Annotated in this window: 15 protein-coding genes and 1 rRNA gene; 3 read left to right on the top strand and 13 right to left on the bottom strand. The window is 58.9% G+C overall.

Annotated elements, in window-relative coordinates:
* The first annotated feature begins 98 nt into the window (after positions 1-98).
* Positions 99-215, top strand: a 5S ribosomal RNA gene (rrf, locus tag LOH53_RS02975).
* Between the two features lie 408 nt (positions 216-623).
* Here rrf and LOH53_RS02980 read toward each other — a convergent pair.
* Genes LOH53_RS02980 through LOH53_RS02995 form a run of 4 tightly spaced genes read right to left on the bottom strand, consistent with a single transcriptional unit; the run spans position 624 to position 9,828 of the window.
* Positions 624-3,926, bottom strand: coding sequence for an ATP-binding protein (locus LOH53_RS02980; RefSeq protein WP_230066246.1), 3,303 nt, complete (start codon positions 3,924-3,926; stop codon positions 624-626).
* Positions 3,927-4,664 (bottom strand): DUF4194 domain-containing protein, encoded by a 738-nt coding sequence (locus LOH53_RS02985; RefSeq protein WP_230066247.1) that lies wholly within the window; start codon positions 4,662-4,664, stop codon positions 3,927-3,929.
* The gene (locus tag LOH53_RS02990) at positions 4,661-6,118 is read right to left on the bottom strand and encodes a DUF3375 family protein (RefSeq protein WP_230066248.1); all 1,458 of its coding nucleotides are present in this window, start codon (positions 6,116-6,118) and stop codon (positions 4,661-4,663) included. The genes LOH53_RS02985 and LOH53_RS02990 overlap by 4 nt, the downstream gene beginning before the upstream one ends.
* Positions 6,119-6,156: 38 nt before the next feature.
* A complete protein-coding gene (locus LOH53_RS02995; RefSeq protein ID WP_230066249.1) occupies positions 6,157-9,828 on the bottom strand; it encodes a TM0106 family RecB-like putative nuclease in 3,672 nt (1,223 codons plus the stop codon).
* A gap of 198 nt (positions 9,829-10,026) precedes the next feature.
* Between LOH53_RS02995 and LOH53_RS03000 the strand changes: the two genes are divergently transcribed.
* The gene (locus tag LOH53_RS03000; RefSeq protein WP_230066250.1) at positions 10,027-11,511 is read left to right on the top strand and encodes a TIGR01777 family oxidoreductase; all 1,485 of its coding nucleotides are present in this window, start codon (positions 10,027-10,029) and stop codon (positions 11,509-11,511) included.
* A gap of 121 nt (positions 11,512-11,632) precedes the next feature.
* Here the strand turns inward: LOH53_RS03000 and LOH53_RS03005 are convergent, their stop codons facing one another.
* From LOH53_RS03005 to LOH53_RS03015, 3 genes are all read right to left on the bottom strand, one after another.
* Complete coding sequence (locus tag LOH53_RS03005) at positions 11,633-11,935, bottom strand: hypothetical protein (protein WP_230066251.1); 303 nt, start codon at positions 11,933-11,935, stop codon at positions 11,633-11,635.
* Positions 11,936-11,974: 39 nt separating this feature from the next.
* On the bottom strand, positions 11,975-12,886 hold the full coding sequence (locus LOH53_RS03010; RefSeq protein WP_230066252.1) for an MFS transporter: 912 nt from the start codon (positions 12,884-12,886) through the stop codon (positions 11,975-11,977).
* Positions 12,887-13,047: 161 nt separating this feature from the next.
* Entirely contained in the window at positions 13,048-13,935 is an 888-nt protein-coding gene (locus LOH53_RS03015) for a LysR family transcriptional regulator ArgP (protein ID WP_230066253.1), read from the bottom strand.
* Positions 13,936-14,004: 69 nt separating this feature from the next.
* Between LOH53_RS03015 and LOH53_RS03020 the strand changes: the two genes are divergently transcribed.
* Positions 14,005-14,625, top strand: coding sequence for a LysE/ArgO family amino acid transporter (locus LOH53_RS03020; protein ID WP_230066254.1), 621 nt, complete (start codon positions 14,005-14,007; stop codon positions 14,623-14,625).
* Here LOH53_RS03020 and LOH53_RS03025 read toward each other — a convergent pair.
* The 6 genes from LOH53_RS03025 to LOH53_RS03050 form a co-directional block, all read right to left on the bottom strand.
* Positions 14,622-15,029 carry a hypothetical protein gene (locus tag LOH53_RS03025; protein ID WP_230066255.1) on the bottom strand — a complete coding sequence of 136 codons (408 nt, stop codon included), beginning with the start codon at positions 15,027-15,029 and terminating at the stop codon, positions 14,622-14,624. The two genes, LOH53_RS03020 and LOH53_RS03025, sit on opposite strands and share 4 nt — an antisense overlap.
* A 67-nt stretch (positions 15,030-15,096) precedes the next feature.
* Positions 15,097-16,182, bottom strand: a complete 1,086-nt coding sequence (locus tag LOH53_RS03030) for a GmrSD restriction endonuclease domain-containing protein (RefSeq protein ID WP_230066256.1) — start codon at positions 16,180-16,182, stop codon at positions 15,097-15,099.
* Positions 16,183-16,220: 38 nt separating this feature from the next.
* A complete protein-coding gene (locus LOH53_RS03035) occupies positions 16,221-17,108 on the bottom strand; it encodes an HAD family hydrolase (RefSeq protein ID WP_230066257.1) in 888 nt (295 codons plus the stop codon).
* The gene (locus LOH53_RS03040) at positions 17,101-18,270 is read right to left on the bottom strand and encodes a cysteine protease StiP family protein (RefSeq protein ID WP_230066258.1); all 1,170 of its coding nucleotides are present in this window, start codon (positions 18,268-18,270) and stop codon (positions 17,101-17,103) included. The genes LOH53_RS03035 and LOH53_RS03040 overlap by 8 nt, the downstream gene beginning before the upstream one ends.
* Positions 18,267-19,757: a phosphoribosyltransferase domain-containing protein gene (locus tag LOH53_RS03045; protein ID WP_230066259.1), complete on the bottom strand. Its 1,491-nt coding sequence runs from the start codon at positions 19,755-19,757 to the stop codon at positions 18,267-18,269. Before LOH53_RS03045 ends, LOH53_RS03040 begins: the two co-directional genes overlap by 4 nt.
* Entirely contained in the window at positions 19,754-20,932 is a 1,179-nt protein-coding gene (locus tag LOH53_RS03050) for an HpcH/HpaI aldolase/citrate lyase family protein (RefSeq protein WP_230066260.1), read from the bottom strand. Before LOH53_RS03050 ends, LOH53_RS03045 begins: the two co-directional genes overlap by 4 nt.
* Positions 20,933-20,969: the final 37 nt, after the last annotated feature.

A 20,969-nucleotide genomic window follows, 5' to 3' on the forward strand; every position in this document is an offset into this window, starting at 1 on the left:
GTTCCACAAAGAACACCAACACAGAATTCCCCCACACCCCACACATGATCACTGCCCGCAGTGATCACCACACAGGGGTTTATGGGCGGAGGAAGAGTTACGGTGGTCATAGCGTGGGGGAAACGCCCGGTCCCATCCCGAACCCGGAAGCTAAGACCCACAGCGCCGATGGTACTGCATTCGTGAGGATGTGGGAGAGTAGGACACCGCCGGACAACACCACAAGGGTAGAGGCCCCCACACACCAGTGTGGGGGCCTCCCCCACTTAAAACACACCACCACAAAAAGCACCTCGCAGCAAGCCAACACCCCACACCCCACACCCGACACCCGCAACGCCGGGTGCCCAAGGCAGGCAACGCACCAGGCATCAGGAGCCGGTACATATAACACCCCCGGTGCCGGTACATACATCGCTCCCGGCCGCGACTCAGGAGCCAGCACCCGACGCCGGCACTCAACACCCCCCTCAACGGGGTTTAGCGGGTGCGGCGGCAATCCACTCAGCACTCGAGAGCGGCACCAGGGTACCAACACTGTTGGTGCACCCACCCCGCAATCTGGTCCGTTTCCTCTGGGATAACCAGCAGGCCACTCAGAGGTCCGGCGGAGTCCGGCTCCTTCAGTGCAAGATAATGTCTGTTGCTGTGGCGGGTGACCGTCCTGATGAGACAAATCCGGACACATTAGCCTGCGGGTGTTTGATAATGTCCGTGACTGAGCCAAGATGCCGGCAGAGATCGACCTTATCCTCCGGGGCAGCGAGCAATAGCTGAAAACCGAACTCCTGCAGAGCGTTAATACCCGCCCCGGCGTACTCCGAGTTCGCTTGGATAAATGCTTCGTCTATCATCACGGTTCCGTAGGTGCTGTAGCCCTGTTCATCAATGCCGAGCTGGTAGGCAAGGGCTGCGCCCATGATGAAAGAGGTGAATCGCTGCCCTTCGCCCCCTGAAAGCGTGCCAGGCTCCAAGCCAAGTTCCACTTCACCATTGGGTCGGTGCTCGTTGCAGCTGATACTCACGTGCGCTCGAACGTCAAGGACGGTGTCAATCCATGACTGCTTGGAAGAATCGTTGAGTGCATCCACTAGCTTTTCAAGTTGTTGGTAGCTTGACGCCACCTTCTCTTCCGTAGCTTTGCTGTAGGCGTTCCCTAGGGCGTCCTTTAGCTCAGCACGGAATATGCGTGCTTCTTCGGGAATGGTGGTCTTTACTTCCAGACGCAGCCGGCTGCCCTTCTCGAAGGGGACGTCTGCCAGGATTTGGTTCAGCGGGAGGATCCGATCCGCAATGGCGCGGCGTTCCTCCTCGAGTAGCTGCAAGAGATCGGAGAACCTTTCATAGGATCGGTTGTTGAAGTATTCGCGAAATTCTTCTTGCCTCGCCGGAAGGCCTTCAGCGAGAATCCGCCGGTACAGGTCCTCGTACTCTGTGGTCGCGTTAGCTCCGGTACCGTGGCTGGCGCTCATGGTAGGTCCAAACTGACGGGCGAAGGCTTTGAATATTTCTGACAAGACGTTTTCAGCCCTGAAAACCCGTTCTTTCAATGTGGCTGCTTGCTCACCCAGGTCCACAGCCGCCTTGCTGAAGAGCTGTTCTAGCTCATGTACTGAGGACGGAGTTTCATCATGGAGATACCGTTCAAAGGCGGCGCTTGCCCAATCAGCTGGTGGCGACTCTTGGGCTCTATGGCGCGTGGCTTCCGCGGACTTTTGTACTTGGGTAAGTTCCTGGTCCACCGCTGCAAGATCGTTGTGGAGAATTGCTAAGTGTCCGACGGCGGCCTCGAGTTCCGCTTTGGCGCCACCTAGGGCGTCCCTGATCTCGGCAAGGGCGGCGCTACTGTCCAAGGTGGCTGAGAGGATTGCTTGCAACTTTGTCAGTGAGCGCGCTAGAGCCCCTGAATCCACCTCGTCAAAAGTCCGTTGATCCGCGGCGATCGTTTTCAAGGCGACTAGCCGGCTCGTTTGGGTGTCCTTGGCCTTGCTACGCTGTTGCGCCAGTTCGGCAGCTTTGTTATGGGCTCCGGAAAGATCGTCTGCGCGAGCCTCTAGCTGGGCAATCTTCTCAGTATTGTTGAAACCCAGAAGGTAGTCCCGGGGGCCCGTTGAACGGATGTCCCGTTCAAAAGTCGTTGTATTGATTTTCAGCGTGCCAGCTAAAGATATGGCTCGGGTATGTTGATGCAATTCTAAATCCGTACCAACACACCGGAAGGCAAAATCCCGGCAGATTTTCGCTCGAACCCATTCACCGGCGTCGGAAGTGGCGAACTCCAATTTGGTGGCAAGCTCATCCGTCCCAGCCTCTCCATGGGTGACGGAGCTTCCCAGTTCCACCCAACGAAGTTTGCCGTGCCCGTCCAAGGCGTTGATGGCCCCCGTGACAGCCTTGATGTCTTGGCTGCGCACCAGCAGGGTCGTCGCGAGCGAGCGAAGCACCTTTTCCGCTGCCGGGCGCCACTCGGTATGCTCGCCGGCCACGTCGACTAGTTCACCGGCAAAGGGCATCTGTGCCGCTTCCAATCCGGTTGCTTCACAGATGGCACGACGAGCAGCAGCGCTGCGGCCATCGATGTTGGTACCTCGCCGCTGGTAGGACGCGATCTCTGCGCGCAGCTTCCTTTCCTCCGCCTTGGCGTTAATGCTGGTCGCAACAGCTTCATACTCGCTGGTACGGGCGGAGTCAGCTTCGGCCTGTTGGAGTTCGACGCTCGCTGCTGCGGCCAGCCGTGCGGCGTTGAGCCCAGCGGCGCTCCACTCGCGGGTGAGTCCGGCAGCGTCCAGGGTGTCTCGGACTGAGGACTCGAGCCGCAGACGTTCCTCAAGTTCTCGTTTGAGGGAGCGGATGTCTTTCTCTAAGCCCTCAATGGCAAGCCCACCATGGCTGGTGTGCTGTTCCTCGAGCGTTGCCACGGACTCTGTAAGAGTTTCCTTGAGTCGCAGGGTGGCTTCGATTTCTGCGTGTTTTTCGCCGTGGAGTTGCTGGAGCGCTGCTGAGTTGTTGGTTAGGAGATCGGCGAGGAGTTGGCGCCGAAGTAATGGCAGTTGAACGTTTTTTAGCTCTGTAGTTTGCTCGTGTGATTCCTTTTCTTCACGAAGCTTTGTGTGTAACTCGGGTACGGGTGCCAGGACATCACGCTGGTTTCTGGCGTCCTCTAGTTCGCGGTAGATTCCTCTCAGATGGCTGAAGTCCTCCACCGCTGCCTTGGCGGCGCTCAGCGTTGCTGGACGGTCAAGTACCTCATAGCGGAAGAAGCGGTTAACTCCCTTATCCAGCCCCTTTCCGTTTTGGAGGGTGCGCAGCAGGCTGAAAGCCTTATCGTTATCGATTCCGAGTTTGCGTCGGAACCGTTCCGCGAATGTTTTATGAACGTCAAAAGCTTCGCATCCGGGAAGCGTGGCATGCAGGGAAGACGGGGAGAAGCGGCGGCTGCCGTGACTTTCCAAAGCTTCCGTGTCCAAGGCTGAAGTGCCGATCACATAGTGTTTGCCCACTTGGCCTTCTAGACCATTGGACGGTAAGTCAAAGAGCGCGCCGATGCTTACCTGGCGGCCCAATCCGTCCTCGAAGAGTAGAGAGATGGCGGACCACGTAGCACCGGGCCGCTGGAAAACGGTGCCCTCGGCGCTCTTGATCTTGCGTCCGCGCATATAGCTGAAAGTTGTGCGGCGGTCCTTGCGATTTGATGCTTCGTGAGCGGACTCGTTCAAGCGTGGTGCGGCATAAAAGATATGGCCGATGCCATCAAATAAAGTCGACTTTCCCACGCCGGGGTGGCCCGTCAACAGTGTGCCCGAACGATCCACATACATGCTGTGACGGCCGTGGAATGTACCCCAATTGATGATTTGAATTTGGCTTAAACGGTACTGCCCGGGGTTGATTTCAGTGCCAAAGGGCAAAGTGGTGGCAATACTCATCTATTCGTTCTCTTCCGTTGCGACGTCCGCTTCAATGTCCGCGTCCTCTGCTGTTTCTGGCTCTAAGGCCTGCAGATAAGCGGGGATCTGGTCGATCGAATCAAACGGTAGGGCAAGCGCCAAAGCGTTGCTGACCCGGTATTCGCTGGCTAGTTCGGTTGGTAGGAGCAGCTTCAAGGCCACCAACCGGCCCAACGAGGAATCAGTTTGCTCATCCAAACGCTTGTCATCGACGCTGCCAGGACCACGATGTTCGGCGAGGATCTCACGGGCACCGCTGCGAGTAATCGTGACGTCCGTCCCGGTCGACGCATGGCGATCCAAGAGCATTCGCAGCCGCAATGCCAGCAGAGTCTCTTCTCGGCGCAACGGCTTGCGCGCAACGATGGGTTGGGTATGCACAGCCTCAATGTCAGCTGGCGCGAGCATCGCAATCTTACGTTCGGGATCTATGGAAAGCAGGAGAAAAATCTCGCTGAGGTACTGCTGTAATGAGGCCTTGTTCGTGAGAATTGTGGTCCACAATGTGGGATCGGCGGCGCCGTCGATGTAAGGTCCGCGCAACAGCCGAACCAGTGTCTGGCGCATGTCCAAGGGAAAGGAACCCGTGTCACCGGCAAACAGGGCTCGCTCAGTGGCGGCGTCACCGGGAGTGTGGGAAGCGCGGGCTGGGGATAGTGGCACTGGTGCGGCCCCGGCGTCGTGCGTGTCCTTTGCCAGTTCGTCACTAAGTGTCATAGTGCGGTGTCCTTTGTGAAGGTGATCAGGGGCAGGCGTGCGGTCCGTTGGCTGCCGTCGATCTGGGTGAAATGAAGTGTTTGGGTGGCGTCGAGGTCGAAGCTCTGCTCACTGCTGCGGGCCGCCAGGATCAGCCCGCGGATGCTGTTGATGTGGCGCAGCTGGTCCGGAAGCCCCGCATAGACATCCGCCAGTGTGGCCTGGCCATTGCGGATGCTTCTGGCACGTGCGACGGCGTCGTGCAGGACGGGCATGTCCGGCGCGGGCGTGACGGGGGTGCGGTGGATATCGGCGTCACTGAGCACAGGGGGTGCATCAAGTTTGGGGGGTGGGAGATGATCTTGTGGGTTGAAGATTCCTAGACCCGAGAGGGTTTCAAAGTTTGGGGTGAACAGGCGTGGGTCTATGACGGCTCGCCGAGGCCCAAGTGCGGCTTTCGCGACAGCCTGTTCCGCGGCATGAATGGCATTGCGCAGGATCAGCGAGTCCTTAAACTCTGCAGACTGAACATACGTGTGCAGGCTCTCGGAAAGGCGGCCGTACATGGTGTGGACGTCGGCGGCTTGGCGACGCATTTCCCGCACCAGCGTGGCCAGCGTGGCTCGTTCCGCGGCCGTGAGTCTCTCCGTGAAATCGCGCTCCAGAACTTCGTTGACGGATTGACGAAAGCGGGCTTGCTGGATGGGGTCGTTGAGGAATGCTGTGAAGCCTTCAAATGTTTCCCCCTCGGCGGTGTTGCGCAGTGCTTTGTCACCTTCTAAGACCTGGCCGACGGCAACACCCTTAGTGACCGAGGATTCCATGATCTCTTGGCGCACTGAGTGGAGCATCAGATCGACGCCGTCGCGCATGCGTTTGAAATCTGCCGGGAGACTTCCCGCAAGGTCCAAAATGCTTCGGGCGGCGGCCAAGGCCGAGTCATCGGAAAGGACGGCAGGACTCTTGCCACTACGCAGGGCGCTGATTTCTTCTTGACGGGCAACAATTTCGGCTTCAAGGGCCACGATTCTGCTGTGCGAATCGGGGTCTGTTTGGAATGAAAGAGTCTCAATACTGGTCAAAAGAGTGTTCAAACGGGAACTGTTGAGATTGGTCCGCTCCGCAATAAATGTCTCAAGGAACGCTAGCACCCGTGCTGTACTGGCGGTGGGTTCGTAAACGAAGCGTCCGTCGACCATGGGACGGGACAAAAATTGGCTCCGGACCCAGGAATCGGCGTAGTTGGCGGCCTGCCACGATTCGTTCAAACTCAGATTTTCTCGGCGCAATTGCTTCATGAACATTGTTAGCTCGGTATGGAATTCCTCCAGTGGAATGCGCTGGCGCGACGGTGAGAAAACTGCCGTCAGGAACGCCACAGTCCACGGGGCACCCTGTAACAATTTCCAGGACGGGGCCTTCCGCAACTGCGTTTGGGCATGCCAGTGCGCAACGGCGTCGTCAGTGAGGCGCATAAGCAACTTTCATGCGAGGGGAAGGAGGTTCTACCATTTTAAGCCATGGTTGCCGCTATGACCGTGTTTGCCTGCTGTCCGCGCTCGCAAAGACCGATGAAGGCGCCCAATTCAGACATTGCGGCGGGACGGGACGGCATGAAGTTGCTTAACTGCGGGGAGCGGATAATGATGGCACGCCACTGACCGCGGGAAATGGCGACGTTAATGCGGTTGCGGTTAAGCAGAAACTCCATGCCGCGCGGTGCTGCCGTGGGATCTGCGCAGGCGAGGGTCAGCAGAACCACTGCGGCCTCCTGCCCTTGAAATTTGTCTACTGTGCCCACACGAACGCCGGACAGCGAGGCCGCATCCAACACGCTGCGGACCAAGTGCACTTGGGCGTTGTACGCAGCCACCACGAGAAAGTCCTTTTGCTCCAGAGGACGCGAAGGCAGACCCTCACCAGGGGTCCACGTGAAACCAAGGTGGCTTTGGATCTGTGCCACCACCTCTGCGGCTTCTTCAGGGGAAGACTGCGTGTTCTCGCCCAGTGCGCTGGCGTTGTGCTGAACCAGCACTGTCTCCACGCCAGCTGGCTTGCCTTCCAAATGACGCAGTTGCGCAGCGGGGGCGGAGCTGAGCTTTCCGTCATAGCTCAATCTGGATACGGCGGCGCACAGTTGCGGATGCATACGCCACGAATCGGCCAGGAAATAGCCTAGGTGCTTTTCAAGCGTGGCTTTCCCCTCGGACAGCCAGCCGAGTGCTGATTCGTCTACGGGAGCAGGATGAGAACCCTGCGTAACTTGGGGCAATTGCTGTGGATCACCCAGCAGTAAGAGTCGTTTGGTACATGCGGAGACAGCCAGCGTGTTGGCCAACGAGTACTGCCCGGCTTCATCAATGACCAGCAGATCCAGTGAACCGGCAGGCACATTAGCTCCGGTCATGGTCCACGCGGTGCCTCCGATGAGCGCCCCATCCTCGGAAGTGAGCAATTTCGCGAACTGTTTCTCGTCCGTGATCTCCCACGGAACGTCGTGGGCCGCAGCGAGCTTCTTACCCACTTTCGAGGGGTCTACACCCGCTTTTTCAATTGCCGCCCGCAACATATTTTCAACTACCGCATGTGACTGCCCAACAACGCCGATCTTCCATCCCTCCGCCACTAAAGCAGCAATGGCGTGTGATCCCACATGGGTTTTGCCTGTCCCGGGCGGACCTTGGACTGCAAGGTAGGAATAGTCCAGCTGCCGGAGTGCATCGGTGATGGGGCCAATGTAATCCGTCGGATGCGGTCCTTGTTCGACGCAAGGCAGGGCTCCGCCGCCGAACAGTCGAGGACGGGCCCTGCGGAGGATTTCCACACCCGGGTGTTTGGGCAGAGACGGCAGCATTCCCCCGACCTCGTTGGCAAGTGCGGCAAGGGCTTCTCGGATGCTCTTTGTCGGCACAGGCTTGTCTGGGGTTAGCGCACTGGGGAGCTGAGTATGAGATGGGACCTTTTGAGTGGATTTCTCTTGTACTACGAGGGTCGTTAGTTCAGGCGCGGACGGGTCACCTGCGTCTTCCATGACAGTCATATTGAAAAGTCCCGCACGCAACGGCTGAGCCTGCGTGTCTTCGTTCAAGCCCTCGGGCAGAGGGGCTTCATACATGCCGAACCACGAAGTTCCGGCCCGGAAGTCCGAGCCCTCGGTGGCTTGGCCTGTGAGGCGTAAGGTTCGGCTCTCGGTGCGGGCCCGGGGTGTTGCCTTTGCCCAGTCATCGAGAATCTCAACCGAGTCAATCACCAGCATGTTCCGCTCTTCCTTCCAAGCGGTTGGCCCTTTTTCCAATCTATCGAAGTGAGCCCACCAGAATTGCTTGTCCTCGCGGCGGTGGTAGCCGGCGGCAGCTGAGACCAGAGCGATGGCCGTTTCGTCGGCCGTGAATTCGTGACCCTTTTCCGCAGCCAAAGATTCCAAATAGTCGTGGAGCCGTTGCTCTTCAGGGCTGGGTTCGTACGCCGGTGTTCCCGGCGTCGCATCTTCCAATGCGCCGGTGCTTTCTGCGCGTTCGGGGGCTACTATGGCGGCACCGACCGATAACAGCCAATCGCGTAGTCGCAAGGTGGAGAGGCAGTCGTATTCGTTGTAGTCAGAGATGGAGGCTAAAATTTTATTCGCTTCGGCAGCCATGGCGCAGTCACCGGTCACGGCTGCATCGCGAGCTGCGCAGTACTGCGCGTAGGCAACCACGGAAGCTCCGGCATCTTTGACGTCTCCCGCGCGCAAGTTTGTTCCCATGTACAAGGGCTCGAGTTTCTTGATCGAGTAAGACGCTTCGGAAATTCGCAGCGAATGCCGGACGGTGTCCAGGAGATCCACCAGCAGCCCTGTGCGCAGCCAGTCGTCAATGGCGTCTTCACCCACCCCGTGGAACACCGACAAATTGCGCAGCGCAGATTTTTCGTAGGGCGCGTAGTGATACACGTGCATCTGCGGAAACTGCGTACGTCGGGCTTGAACGTAGGCAATGAAGTCAACGAGTGCCTGCCGTTCCTCGGAGCGGGAATGCGCCCACAATGGTTTGAAGACCTCTTTTGTGCCGGGCGCGGAACCAGGAACCGGGGCCTCCACGGTGCCGAAGAGGTACTCGATCCCCCACTTTTGCGTCAGCGGGTCCTGCCAGAGGGGATCGCCCTCAAAATCAAAGAAGATGTCGCCGTCACAGGGCGCTGGGAGTTGGCTGATGCTCCCCGGTAGGACTTTGAATGAGACGGTGTGGGCGGAACCGTCCTTGACATACACGCTGGTTCCATCGGGTTTATCCAGGTGTAGCTGCATGCGAGCTTGATCGCGCAGCCGCACTAGCGGGCCGTTTGCGTTGGCTTCGGGCAGCCGGGCAAGTTGGTCGATTGTGATGATGCCCTGCGCCATGAGCTTACGACGCTGCGAACCGGTCATCCCATTCACCAGCAGCAGATCATGATGGAGCACGATCTGCTCGGCGCAGTAGTTGCAACGGCCGCAGTGCGTGATGCCAGTCTGCTCCCAAGTAACGCGATTGGGCGCGGAACGATGTGCCTGCGTCAGGGCCAAAAAGTTGTTCCTGTGTTCACGAAACACTGGCAGCAGGTCCGCCATGGGGTGATCGCTGTGGCTGCGATCGCCCAGGACCAGCGTGGTGACGGGCCACACAGGAATGCCGTACTTTCCCAACTGGTCCCCGTAGGCAGCTAACTGCAAAAGAGCGCTGACCTTTGCGTGCCGGGCAAGTTTGGTATCCCAGACTGCATAGGAGCCGTCCTCTTGTTTCACCAAAAAATCGGCAAAACCCACCAGTGAGCCATCAAAGAACGTTGCCTGGAAGACCACGTCCGCTCCACCGCGCAGCGCCGCCAGAGTTTCCTCCCTCTTTGCTTCCAGTGATGCCCAACTCGGCGGCGTGGGCAAACCGTCCGCATCCCGTACACGGTCGACGATTTTTACTCCGCGCCCCGTTACGGGATCCCAGAACCCATGCTCGGATACGAGCTCTGCCAACACCTTGGCTTCATAGGCGTCACCCAGCTCTGCCGCCCTGGCCAACATGGCATCCTGGGGGAAATTCGGCTTGCTGGCGCGTGCGAGTTTCTCGTCCAAGACTCGCAATGTCCGGTAGCCGCATTCGCTGGCAGTCACCAAGTCTGAGGCAGAAAATATCAGCGATTCTTCGCCGCCGGCTGGGGATTCAAGCAAGAACATGTGGCGCCTTCCACCAAGAACTGGAACTTTTAGTCGAATCTAACAAGAAACCAAGAAGCACTGACAAAATTGCTGTTGGGGCGAAGAGATTAGTCTAAAGACACTTTGCTTGGTCCTGCCAGAATAGGAACAGATGTCTGCGCTCCGGGGTAACGTGGCAAGTTCAGAGCCCAGCAGATACAAGCATCGGGAGAGTCAATGAACACCTTTCAGTACACCACGGCTCTTCCCTTCGCCCGGGATGATGTTTTCACTTGGTTTTCCCGGCCTGGCGCCTTAGTCCGCCTCACGCCGTCGTTCTTTGGCAATGTACTCGCAGAGCCAAGCGATGGCATTAACCCGGGCTCGACGGCGGCCATGGGAGTGGGTGCACCTGGGTCGCTGGGCATGTGGCTGGGGACTGCCGCTGGGTCCCTGCGGGGGATGTTGCCAAAGTCCCTGCGCTCCACGCAGGCCCTTGCGCCCGAGTTACGGTGGGAAGCACTGCACACGCGGTTGGTGCCAGGAGAGAGTTTTACCGACATCATGACTGCTGGCCCGTTCACTAGCTGGACACACACGCATAGCTTTAGCGACGGGCCAGTGCCGGGCAGCACCATCATGACCGACGCGGTTGACTACGAGCTACCACTTGGCTTTCGTGGTGGCTGGGTGAGCAAACACCTTGATGCCGAACTCAAGCGCATGTTTGCGTTTCGGGAACGGGCTTTGCGTGGTGATTTGGCATTTCATCAGGGACATTCCGGCCCGTTGTTGAAAATTGCTGTCACCGGGGCCTCCGGGTTGATCGGGACGCAACTCTGCGCCCTTCTGACCGGCGGAGGGCACCAAGTGGTGAAACTGGTGCGCCATCCCGCACGCAACGCCACGGAGGTAGCGTGGGATCCTGACGCAGGAACCCTTGATGCACAGGAGTTGGCTGGATGCGATGCGGTGATCAACCTCGCAGGGCACAGCATCGGCGGTCGCTTCACCTCACATACCAAAGATCTGATCCGTAGTAGCCGAATCAAGGGCACTGAGCTGTTGGCGCAAACCCTTGCCCAGCTAGCCTCAGATGGCCGCCCCAGGGCACTAGTGTCCGGTTCCGCCGTTGGGTACTACGGAGCCACACCCCACAATCCCGGAGGCCACGGCCAACGCACGTCTCGGGCATTGACGGAGGAGGACCCTGCCGGAAGTGGTTTTTTGGCGGGGGTGTGCCGCGACTGGGAAGCTGCCTGCTTGCCAGCATCCAAGGCCGGGGTACGTGTGGTCACGGTAAGAACGGGGTTGGTCCTATCCGCCGCTGGCGGAATCCTGCAGCGGCTGCTTCCCCTTTACTTAGCGGGGGTTGGGGGACCCGTGGGAAAGAAGCAGTGGCAGAGCTGGATCGGCATTGACGATATCGCTGGGATTTTCGCCCACGCAGTGCTCTCTCCCGAGATCCACGGAGCGTATAACGCTGTGGCCCCGCACCCCGTCACGGCGGAGTCGTTTGCGACAACTCTCGGAGCGGTGGTGCGCCGTCCGTCCATACTGGCCGTCCCGACTGTGGGCCCCAAGCTTTTGCTAGGTAGCGAAGGTGCCACAGAACTAGCGCTCGCGGACCAACGCGCATCAAGTGCCAAGGTAGTAGCCAGCGGCTACGAGTTCCGCCATGGGTCTTTAGAGCAGGCACTGAGGCATATATTGGGTGCTTGATCAGCGTCTGGGCCCGGTCGGGTTGGGTTGGGCCCCGTCGGGTCGGGTTGGTGCTGAGCCGCGTCGGGTTAGTGCTGAGCCGCGTCGGGTCGGGCATGGAAAGTCGCTGGGCGTTTGCGAGCTAATGTCCGGGCCCGGAAGCGGGTGCCTGCCTGAGCAAGCCCGCCCGCTTGGCACGTAGTCCTAGAACCACCATTGGGGTCAGCACCAGCAGAGCCACCATATTCACCCAGAAGAAGCCGCCAGCGGCCAAGATTGGTCCGGCTACGGCCGCCATCGCTGCCGCCCCGAAGTTCATCAGCATGTCATTGGCGCCTTGCAAGGGCACCCGGATCTCCTCCGGCGCGGAGGCGTTCAGTAGCGAGGACCCGCCAATGAGACACGCGGACCAGCCGAGCCCCAGTGTGGTGAGGGCGACCGACATGAAGTAGGGGTTGCTGGAATCTGAAACCGCGGCACCAAGTCAGATCGCCGTCAAGAAAATACCGCACCCCAGCATGACTACGCGTCGTGCGCCAACTTTATCGACCAACCAACCGAACAAGGGACTGGCCGCGTACATGCCTAAAATGTGCAAACTGATGACTATGCCGATGATCTGCAATGAGTGCCCGTGGGCGTTCATAGCTACCGGCGTCATGACCATCACGCCCACCATAATCATGTGTCCGCCAGTGACTGAGGCCATGGCAAAAAGAGCGTTTGGATTGCCAGAAGCCAAGTGAAGTGCCGCCCAAGCCCCGATCTTTCGGGTGGGGATCCTGCGGAGTGTGGGCTTGTGCGAGGCGGGGGTTCCCAGAAAGAACACTGCGATGACCAAAGAAGCTGTGATGAAGGCGATCAGCGAGAAGATGAAGGGCCCGGAAAGCGGCACAATGCCAATGCTGATACCCAAGAGACGCCCGGGTTCGGAGAGATTGGGTCCGGCCACCGACCCGATAGTGGTGGCCCAAATGACGATTGCCATGGCCCGGCCGGCCTTTTCCGGAGCAGCCCCGTCAACTGCTGCGTAACGGGCTTGAAGGCCCGAGGCGCTGGCTGCACCAAAGAGCAGCATGCCCACGGCCATCATCCAGAACTGGCCCACGGCAGCCGCGAGGAGAACAATGGCAGCTCCCGTTGCGCCGAGTGCAAAGCCAGCGCTCAGGGCCCAGCGGCGCCCGGCGCGAATGGCAAGATTGGCTAGTGGTACAGCAACCAATCCAGCGCCCAAAGTGGAGGCCGTTTGGACGAAGCCTGAAGCTGCAGTCGTACCTGCCAGTTGAGCGGCCAGAATACCGCCCACCGAAATTCCGGAGGCAACGCCCACGCCGGAGAGAAGCTGTCCGACCACCAGCACCAGCTGGTTGTGTCGTTGATGGGTGAGGCCGGGCATGCGCGCTGTCCTTGCGTCGTGAGGGCATGTACTCGCAATGATGAGAGCACATGTTCAGTGTGACAGGGGAGCGAGCCGCCCTGCCACACGCTGTCCTGGGGGCCGTGCGGTATTTGTTCCCACGCCACCTTTTCGAACCATCAGCCGGTCCCTGCGCTAGATCATGAGAGCGCGGCGGCCGCCGTCGTGGTGACGGCAGCGGTGAGCGCATCGAGCGCGGGGGATTGTATTTTCCAGCGCTGCCAATAGAGCGGAATCCGGGTGGTCAGCCCGGGCACCAACTCCACCAGCTTGCCCGAGCCCAGGCCTTCGCGACAATTGGCTTCCGGCAGCAGACCCCAGCCAAGCCCATGCTCGATCGCGACAGCAAACGTGCTGGGATCGGGGATGAACCGTTGGGACCCCGTGAGACTTCCATTTGTCAAGGCCTTGAAAAAGTTGCTCTGTAGGGTATCTGTCCGATCAAACTGGACGACGGGTGCCGCTGAAAGCAGCGAGGAGTCGAACCCTGCCGGGAAGAACCGGGTCATAAACTCTGCTGACGCCACAGCCTTGTATTCTAAAGCGCCAAGGTAGCGAACGGAACAACCCTGGACGGGGTCCGACGTGGCAGTCACCGCTGCCATGACCTCACCAGAACGCAAGAGGGCCGCTGAATGCTGTTCATCTTCACGCAAAACCTCAAAGCTGTGTCTCTCACTGGCGGGAACGGCTCCCAGGGCATCGATGAACCAGGTGGCCAGTGAGTCAGCGTTGACAGCCATCGCAATGGCGGCCCCGGGCTTTCCACCAAGTCCTAATTCCGCTGCACAGTCACTTTCAAGTTGACGAAGCTGGCGGGCCAGCTTTTGTACTGCCATGCCGGCCGCCGTGGATCGAACGGGTGTGGCCCGTACCAGCAGGACCTGTCCGGCAGCCTGCTCCATGGCCTTAATTCGCTGCGAAACGGCAGACGCGCTCACACACAATTCTTTCGCGGCGGCGTCGAAAGTCCCGTGCTCAAGAACCGCAAGGAAGGTGCGCAATTGATCAGTTTGGAAACTCGACATTAGCAATCCTTATCTATCTATCAAAAAAGTAGCTGTATTTCATTTGGTCATTCTAGTAGCTTCGAAACCATGACCCTACTGAACGTACTTGCCACGCTTTCCACCGGTTTGGGTGCTGGCCTGGCCCTGATAATTGCGATCGGGGCGCAAAATGCCTTTGTTCTGCGACAAGGCATTCGAGGCGAGCATGTACTCCTGGTGGTCCTCGTGTGCATGTTCAGTGACGTAGTCCTGATAGTTGCGGGTATTTTTGGCATCGGTGTGCTGGTCCAAGCAGTTCCGGCAGTGGTAGTGGTGATTCGGTTAGCCGGGGCTGCGTTCCTGCTCGCTTATGGCGCACTGGCGGCTAAACGTGCCCTGCGGCCGGGTACCTTGAATGCGGGAGTCCAACAAGGATCGCTGAGCCGTAAGGCCGTACTTGTCACTGTGCTGACGTTGACTTGGCTGAACCCACACGTGTATTTGGATACCGTGTTGTTGCTAGGCAGCCTTGCCAATCAACATGGAGAATTACGGTGGTGGTTCGGGACAGGAGCAGTCATCGGGAGTGTTCTGTGGTTTGGCGCTCTGGGCTTCGGCGCACGAGCGTTGCGGCCTGTTTTTGCCAAGCCCGGTGCATGGCGTGTTTTGGACGCCATAATTGCCGTAGTGATGGTTTTCTTGGGGCTGAAGATGGCGTGGAGCGCTTAGATGAAGTCCATCTCCACCTGCAAGAAGGCCTCCGCCGAAGCAATGGATGCTGCGAACGCCTCTTCTTCGGTAGGCGACTTGTGTGGGGTTCGCGTAAACCATTGATGGTGGTTCATGGTGACTTTAGTGAATCCGACCCCTGGGGGCGCATAGAAAATTCCAAACCGCTGGACGGGCCATTCCGGACTGGTCTCGATGGCTACCAACAACGCTGCGTCCAGAGCTGGATTGTGCCACTGGGCAATAGGTCGGCGCCTGTCCTGGCTAAAGAGTCCGTTGGAATAACGCGAAGCTGATTGCTGACCCATCTGGGCGCACAGCCGATCCCACCACAACGGCAATATTTGACTGTCGTTGCGGATCCACAGGGCCGGGACCACCGGCTGTTCATCGCGTGCGCCCACACTTCGATTTTAGCCAATCTGGTGCAGCTTGCCAGTGTCCCTCCAGCGGCCTTGGATAGTATCGACGCTACTCGCAGCCTATCCCGTCGCCATCGCCGTCAAACTTGGACAAGAACCCGGGGTCGCCTTTGTGAATAGGGGCTTTCCCGGCCGCGCGCACAGCCGAACAGTTTTTGTAAAACGGTTGTGGCCCGATGGCCGGAGGGGCGGGAGCGATCGGTGCCACAGCCGGGGCAGGAACAGGAGCGGGCGCAGGCTGTGGAGCAGGAGCGGGCGCAGGAGCAGGAGCTGGGGGCGGAGGGGTTGTTGATGTTTGTGCTCCGGAGCAAAGGGTCAATACCCGCGCCATGGCATCGTGTTCGGCTTGTGTGACCCACATGTTGTAGGCGGCTTTCACTGATATTTGCAAGCTGACGTACTCACAGCGATACGACTTATTGGCGGGGAGCCACGTGGCAGCATCGCCGTCACTCTTTTGTTGGTTTGCCGCACCATCCACGGCCAGCAGATTCAACGGGTCATTAGCAAGGGCTGTGCGTTGGGCGCTGGAAAGCTGCTGGGCACCCTTTTGCCAAGCATCGCTCAAAGCCACCACGTGGTCGATCTGCACCTTGGAGCTGGTGGCGGCTCCGCGGACAAAATCAATGGTTTTCCCCGTGTAGGGGTCCGCCAAGATCCCGGTGAGCACCAAGCAGTCGCGGGTGCCAGCCTTAAAAGTTTTCGCGGTGAGGTCACGGTTCAAAATGTCGTTACGGGTATCGCAGCCATTCTTATCGACATCGGCCCACGCCTGACCGAACTCGGCGCGGCTGTAGCCCGTCTTCGGCGCCCGGCCCTTGAGCGGCAAAGTGGCCAGGAGACTGAGTGCTTTGGCGCTGGATTCGATGTTCCCGGCGAGGGTTCCATTTGCGCCAGCAGGAGCCGTAGTGGACGGCGCTGAGTTGGTGGGCGACGGCGTTCCGCTGGGCAGTGCCGAGGCGGACGCTGAGGTGGAGACGGGCGACGCCGGACGCACGGTAGGCGCCGACGTGCTCCCACACGCAGTGCTCACGATCAAAACGGAAGCCAGCACTGCTCCCATCATGACGTCCGTTGACCTAAAAGAGTGCTTAGCTGCGGTGGTGCGGGTCTTGCTTGGATGGGACTTGGGCACAGGGCAGCGCTCTTTCGCGGGGAAGAAAACGGGTGAAGCTACAGTTTATCGGCTCGCCGGCGCGCTGCATTGCGGTCGGCCCCCAGTTGGGACTGGAGGACGGCGAGTATTCGTTGGAGAATTTGCTCGCCAGCAAGCACGCCACGTACATCGGTGAGCTGAAGGTTGGGAGCTTGCCAGCAGGCATCGTGCAATTCGCCGTGCAGAGGCCGGAAGGCCAGGTCCGCTTGCGCAAGCATTTCCTGGTCCAAGAGGGAATCGCCGGCTGCAAGTACCGTGTCCGCATTGGTCCGCCGGGCGAGTTCGGCCAGCGCGTCGGCCTTATTCACCGGGTTCGGTACGCAGTACAGCTTTCGACCCTGGAGAGAGGTTGACCAGCCGGATCCCTGGCACAGAATCTCGAGCTCTGTAAGAAACTCGGTGGGGATGGCAGCTCGGTCCGTGATGGCATATATAAACAGATCAGTTGCGTTGTGCACGTTCAGGATCCAAGCCTGAAATTCAGGCTTGGAAAGATGGGCCGCAATCATTTCCAGAGGTGAACAGTTTGCGGCTATCTGCTTGGCGATGTGCTTTTGCCACTGGGGGTCTGGTTCCCCTTGGTGCAAGATGACTCCGCCATTAGCGACGATCGCATACTCGGTCACCGGCTGGGTGTTCGTTTTTGGTAGCTGGACGCGCTGGTACTGGGCATGTGTGCGAGTGGTGACGGGAACAAAAATGGCCCAATCCATGATGGTGCGCAAAAGCTCCTCGGCCGCACCTGTCATGTAGGAGAGTGGACTACCTTTGTAGACCTCGGAGACGACCAATCGCGGAGCATCCTTGTCAGCCCCTTCCAGCCACAGCGCGTTTTTGGAGTAAATCAGCGTGCGGTCAAGGTCGCAAGCCACCATGACGGTTCGAGGCGAACTTGCCTCATGCATGGTGGACAGCCTTTCCATCGGCACCAACGGCACTTTTGTCATACAACGGGTGGATAAGCCCTACGCAACTGTAGGGCAGGCCCGCGACTTCCTCCACAGGTGTGCCGCGCTGCTGTGCTAACAAAAGCACATGGGCCACGTCATCCCGGGCATCGGGGTTAACCAGCACCCGCCATGGCACCCGACGCAATAACACTCGAGTGGTCTCTCCAACGCCTGGCTTGACTAGGTTCACATTGTTGATGCCGTACTCCTTGCTGATGCGCTCTACAGCTTCCCAACCCATCCACGTGGGCGAGCGGTCGGAGGCCAGCATTTCCTTGTGTGCCAAGCGAACGTCGTCACTCACTGCGTTGAAGTTCGCCGATATCGCGTCCAAGAACTCGGCGGAAACGTCACTGGCAACGAGCTCTGCATAGAATTTTGCCCCATGAAATTCATCCGAGGCAATGTGATCGGTATTGAAGACGGTTCGCGAAATCAATCCCGAGACGGTGGAATTAAGGCACGCCGACGGGATGAGATAGTCCTCCCGTGTGCCATACATTTGCGCGCAGTGCCCCGGGTCTGCCAGGACGGCCAGATCGGGGCGGAAGCGTACGCCGTCGCTGAGTTCAAAGGCGTCGAGAGCCGCTGCAAGTTCCCGGGAAATGGCTCCTTTCCCCGTCCAGCCGTCTACAAACAGAATCCGGCTGGGGTCAAAATGTGCCCCCAGATAGCGCAACGCCGTCTGGTCCAGGCCCACACCGCGCACAATGCTCATGGTGAAATGGGGTACGTCGATCCCGTGCATCTGCTGTGCCCACCGGCGCATCAATATCCCTATTGGTGTGCCGGCACGTGCCAAGGAGACCAAGACGGGTTCATTGTTTCGGGCCGAAAGTCCAAGCTCAGTCACGACCCCCACCGCGGTGGCAATGCGAGTACTGGAGCGTTCGAGCCCTTGCCGATAAAGCGTTTGATAGTCAGCGCTGGGCGTGTATTCGACCGGTAGAGATTGAGCGTAATTGGCTGCGCCTGACTGAATGGCCTGTTCACGAACCGCCGTGGATGCTTCCAACTTCACGTGGCTAAGGTCCTTGAGCAGCCATGAAACTTCCTCGGGTGCGTAGGAACCAAACGCCGGACTTGTCAGAGGTGGTGGGAAACTTGGCCCGTTCATTGCTTGTCCTTGGCTGGGAGGGAAGGCAGGGGATAATTCGCGGGTAGGAGGACTGCCAGCACGTCATCCGCTGCAGTTGCAAGTGCTGGCATCAACCCTTGCAATCCGGCATCTGGGCGGCCCGAGATAATCGTGTCAGCATCAACGCCCGGTTCAGGAAACACCACAATAGTCCCGTTACGGGGGCTCATTCCTTGAAGATTGTAAGCAAACCGTTGCCCTGGTCCATCCACCGTATTGTCATGGCTGGCGAACATGAGCGAATCGGCGATGGCGTAATCGGCCCTGTTGATGGGAACAATTGGTGAACGCGTCGTGGTGGAAAAACGAACGTCGAAGTCGGGCCGAAGAGCAGCTAACTCTTCAGCCACGGTCAGCGGAAAGTAGATGTTCTCCTCACAACCGAGCACAACGACGGGTCCAGAGCAGCCGTTGTCCTCTATAAACGCAGCCACTCGACGTGCGACTAAAGCCATGTCAGCGGCTGGCGGGGGTTCCGCAGAACCAAAGCGGTCGCTGCGGACAGGGGCGATGTCCTGCGCCGTGAGTTCCAGTAAGGACGTTCTGCCCGTCCCGGTGAGCACCAAGGACGGAGCAGAGACTCCGGAAATAATTTCCGCAGCTCGGTCCAGGATGTCCGGACCAAGTTCAATGCTGCCGGTCCCCAGAGTTGCCGTGATAATGCGACAGTCCAACTCAGCAGCCAATGTGTTAAAGCGCTCGCGGTCCGCCGCTGATCTGACGTCAATAAGCGTCGCCACCACATACGTCGGTCGGTGAACCATCGAATGCAGCGACCGAATGGTATTGATGACCGTGGAGCCGGTACTTAGTTCGTCGTCGACCAAGACCAAAGGGCCGGATCGATCCAGCCAGCCCGGATCGGTAGGCACCATTCGGTGCGAAGTAGCGTGTGAATGGCCCTCCTCAAAGCCAGTAGTCTGGACCACCCCTGGGGTGGCGTGGCGCGTGGAGTGAATGTAATAGGAGCCCAGTGAATTAGCCACTAGGCGGCCTAAACCCGTGGCAGTTTCCGCGTACCCAATCACAATCGCATCCGGGATTTCGACGCGAAGCCGTTTCACCTGCGCCGCAAATGTTGCAATGGCGAGAACCCTGGACGCGCCGTTGCTGGATAACGCGTGAGTGAGCGCGATGGTAGCCGATCCTAAAAGTACGTCCAGTGTCTCACCGTCGTCGCCGTAGTCACGGCTCGGCAGCAAGCCACCCAAGGACCGCGCCACGAAGACGCCCAACAATTCCCCTACAGCCTTGACCAGCAGGGGCTCCGTGGGAACATGTTTGGCAAGAACCGTTGACACCAGCAGATGGGCGCGCCGTGGGTTGCGCCGCAAGGCCAAACCCACGAGGTCCGCAACTGCCACGGCTCCCGATGGATCACTGCTAATGCGCACGCCAAGTTCGCGGGCCACGAAACTTCCGGTCCACGCGGGATTGTCCTTAATCGTTTCCTTTTCGGTGGTCATGACATGCACGCTTCCAAGAGGTCCACAAAGGTGATTCCCGGATTCGAGACGCCGAAGGCGTCGGCCCTTAGCAGCGTCCGGTGCGCCCACGCTCGGTGTGGCTTCATCTCATTCATCTTGTTGCCGTAGGGTGAGGCCGTCGCTCCGCCACGACTGTTGCCTGCAATTGCTTCCGCGTCAAGGAACTCCTCATGACTAACCACGTTCAGTGCGTGCACAAGGGCTATGTGGGAGGGATGGATGACTGTCTTGCCGACCAGGCCGTTGGCCAGATCTAGCTCAATTTCACGGATTAGCGTGTCCCAATTCTCGGTCATGATCCTGGTGCGTAGTTCTCTCTCGGACGGCGCGGCGAAGGGAGTGGCTCGTAACTGTGGGCGCAGGACGCGCTCGGTGTTGGAATAGTGTTCCCAAACGGGGCCCGAGATGGCGAACCCGCCGTCTGGGCGGCCCAGGACGTTGACGATGTCACCGATAACGCCCGCAACGACGTGGACGTCGTAAATCGTCAGGTCACGGGACCGGCGAAGACCAAACGCGCTGGACATATCCGTAGCGCCTATCCGTACAGATAGTACGTCTGCCCGGTTGGCGGTCAATAACTTGAAAATGTTGTTTAGCGCCTTTTCACGGGTTTGTAGGTGGATCACGGCCGTTGATTCCAAAATGGGCATGATTTGCAGGCGCCGTCCGCCATGGTTTCCGTCAAACCCGGATTCGACTTGGACTTGGTGGAGAGCATCGATGAAGCTCTGTCCACGTCCTAATTCATTGTCAAACTTGGGGATCACAAAGCCTGTCAGTACCTTCATGGCGGCACCGATGCTCCGGCTAAGAGAAATCATTTGTTCGGCCGTGCGGACGCGCACGAACAGCAGAGGCAGATCGTCGTGAGTTTGCTGTAAGAGTCTTATTGCTCCCACCACATTTTTCTCTGCTGCGGAAACTTCTGCGTCCGGGATGGAGTCCTCAAGGCAAAGCACCAGGCTGGTGCACCCCAAATCCCGCTGGCGCAGGATGTCCTTGACAAGGTCTGCACGGTTTGCGGGGGTATATAGAGTGGCACCCAAACCAACTGCCAGCACCAAACGATCGCTGTCAACGCGGAGTTCCTGCGGCTCCTTGTAGAAGAGCCGCGAGAGCTCGGGATCGTGAATGTTGGGGAAGTGTCGCATGGGTCCTTTCTGGCGGAGTACCCACAAGTGGCCTCGA

This window comes from Arthrobacter cryoconiti (assembly GCF_020905375.1).
Lineage (GTDB): Bacteria > Actinomycetota > Actinomycetes > Actinomycetales > Micrococcaceae > Specibacter > Specibacter cryoconiti.